The following is a 2,789-nucleotide window of genomic DNA, read 5'->3' as shown; positions in this document are numbered from 1 at the left end:
CGGGACCGTCGTCCTCGACGGCGACCCGTCGGCCGTCGGCGACGACCCGGACGTGACGCGTCGCGCGTGGTCCAGCGCGTTCCGAAAGAGGTTCTCCAGAAGCTGGTACAGTCGGTTGCGGTCGGCGACGACCGTCCCGAGGTCACCCACCGTCGAGAGCGTCGCCGCCGCGTCGGCGTCGACGACGGTCTGCCAGGTCTGCTCGACCGCGTCGTCTAGCTCCACGGGTTCGGTGTCCCGTATCTGCTCGTTCTCCCGCGCGAGGTACAGCAGGTCGTCGATGATGCGCTCCATCCGGTCGAGAGCGGTCTCGACGCGGTCGAACTGCTCGGGGTCGCCCTCCTCGCGGGCGAGGTCGAGGTAGCCGGTGGCGACCGAGAGCGGATTTCTGAGGTCGTGACTCACCACCGAGGCGAACTCCGCCAACCGCTCGGTCTGGCTCTGGAGCGCCTCCGTGTTCCGCCGGCGTTCGAGTTCGTACGCCACCCACCGCGCCAGCAACTCGACGAACGCCTCCTCGCCGTGGGAGAACGACTCCGCGCGCGGGTCGGTGCCCGCGAAGCAGAACGTCCCGTACAGGTCGCCCTCGACGACGACTTTCGCGCCGATGTAACAGCCGAGGTCGAACCGCTCGTACGCCGGGTCGTCCGCCCAGCCCTCGGCCGACGCGTGCTGCACGCTGACGAGTTCGTCGTCCACGACGGTCTTCCGACAGTACGCCTTCGAGAGCGGTCCGGACTCGTTCGGTTGGAGCAGTTCGTGGTCGCCGACAGACGCCACGACGGTCTGCGTCTCGTCCGTGATACGCGTCAGGAAGCCGTACGGCACGCCCAGGTAGTCGGTCCCGAGTTCGAGCAACTGCTCGACCTTCGCGTCGAGCGGTTCGTCCCTGTCGGCGACGATGCGGTGCATCTGTTCCAACGCCTCGTGGTCGGCCTGTCGGCGTTCCTCCAGTCGGGCGCGTTCTGTCACGTCGCGCAGGACCGACAGGTGCTCGCCCGGGACGACGTCCTGCGTCGCCGCGTACTCGACGATTCGGCGCTCGCCGTCCGGGCGGACCAGAGAGAAGACGCCGCGGTCCTCGCCCGCGGTGTGGAACGACGACCACGCGTCGCCGAACGCGAAGTCCTCGGTCGCGAAGTCGCCGATGTGTCTGTCCAGCAACTCCTCCCGGGAGACGCCGAACAGGTCGCAGGCGCTCTGATTCGCGTCGATGTACCGCCCCTCGTCGTCGGCGACGACGATGGCGTCCATCGCGCCGGCGAACGCGGCGGCGTACCGCGTCCGCTCGTACTCGCGTTCCTCCTGTTCGGAGACGCGCCGGAAGATGGCGACGACGCCGTCCTCGCCGTCCCAGACGATGGGGCGGGCCGTCCCCTCGACCGGAACCGTCTCCCCGTCCAGCGTCCGGACGAGTCGACGCGACTGGGAGACCGCGCCGTCCCGTTCGAGGCGCGATATCGCCTCCTCGGTGCCCGCTTCGTCCTCCGGAGCGACGAACTCGAAGGCGTCCCGCCCCAGCAACTCCGCCTCGCTATCAGCGCCCAACAGGTCGACGGCGGCCGGGTTGGCGTACACGAACCGGCCGTCGACGGTCACGTCGATGCGTCCGGCGAACTCTCGAGTATCACGCGCGCTCGCGTCTGCGCCTCCTCGGCGCGCGCGTTCGCCCGGACCAGTTCGACGGCGTTGCGGACGCGGCGGGCGAGCGTCCGGTAGTGACTGGTCCCCGCCCCCTTCTGTACGTACGCGGAGACGCCCGCCGAAATCGCGTCGCTGGCAACCGACTCGGACCCCTCGCCCGTGAACAGGACGAACGGCAGGTCCGGGTGGTCCGCGCGGACGGCTTCGAGAAACGCCAGTCCGTCCATCTCGGGCATCTCGTAGTCACTGACGACGCAGTCGAAGTCGGTCTCCATCAGGGTCCTGAGACCGGCCGGTCCGGACGTCGCCGTGGTGACGGAGAACTGGTCGTCGTACCGTTCGAGGTACGTCGCAGTGAGGTCGGCGAACCCGGGTTCGTCGTCAACGCAGAGTACGGAGACGGACTCTGCATCGCGAATCATACTGCCTACAAAAAAGTCTCCGCGGATAAGTGTTTGGAGAAAGCGACTCTCGGCCGTCGTCTCCGCAGCGAACGGACGTATCGTCGGAGTGAAAGACTGTCGCGCAGACCGGACGTTTTAGGTGGAGTACGCGGCCATCGCGAGGCATGGACGACACCGGCGGCACGAGTGGCGACGGGGCCCGAACGACAGCGGCGAACTGCGTCGCGTTCGTCGGGGCGACGGGCGGGGCGGGGACGACGCGGTGTACGCTGGAAGTCGCCGCCGCCCTCGCCGCCGACGGTGCGGACGTCGGCGTGTTCGACGCCGCGTTCGCCACGCAGGGACTCGCGGCCCACGTCGAGGGGCAGATAGCGCCCGACCTGACGGCACTGCTGACCGACGAGGCGGACGCCCCGCTATCGGACGGATTGACAACGCTCGACGTGGCGGTGCCGGGACGAATCGCGGTCTGCCCGGCGTTCGCACCGTTCGAGCGGTTCGCGCGGGCGAAGACGCCGGACGCCGCCCGGCGTCTGGAGACGCGACTGACGGCGGCGGCCGAACGGTTCGACCACGTGCTGGTGGACGTGCCGCCGATAGCCGCGAATCAGGCGATAGCGGCGGTGAACGCCGCCGACCGCGCCGTCGTCGTCGCGCCGGGGACGACGCGCGGGGCGGACGCCGTCCAGCGAATGCGGACGCGCCTCACGCACGTCGGCGCCGAGGCCGACCTCGTCGTCG

3 protein-coding genes are annotated in these 2,789 nt (G+C 69.5%); 1 reads left to right on the top strand and 2 read right to left on the bottom strand.

The window, feature by feature from the left end; translation table 11 throughout:
- Both GJ632_RS20745 and GJ632_RS20740 read right to left on the bottom strand, forming a co-directional pair.
- Positions 1 to 1,599: PAS domain S-box protein (locus GJ632_RS20745; protein WP_343161301.1), on the bottom strand; the 1,599-nt coding region annotated here is incomplete at its 3' end.
- A complete protein-coding gene (locus GJ632_RS20740; RefSeq protein WP_191453914.1) occupies positions 1,596 to 2,066 on the bottom strand; it encodes a response regulator in 471 nt (156 codons plus the stop codon). The genes GJ632_RS20745 and GJ632_RS20740, both read right to left, overlap by 4 nt.
- 146 nt (positions 2,067 to 2,212) lie before the next feature.
- Here GJ632_RS20740 and GJ632_RS20735 point away from each other — a divergent pair.
- The coding region (locus GJ632_RS20735; protein WP_191453913.1) for an AAA family ATPase at positions 2,213 to 2,789 on the top strand (577 nt) is incomplete at its 3' end.

The organism is Halogeometricum sp. CBA1124 (assembly GCF_009741955.1).
In the GTDB taxonomy this organism is placed as follows: Archaea; Halobacteriota; Halobacteria; order Halobacteriales; family Haloferacaceae; genus Halogeometricum; species Halogeometricum rufum.
The sequence above is the reverse complement of the archived record's forward strand: the minus strand, read 5'-3'. Positions and strand labels throughout refer to the sequence as shown.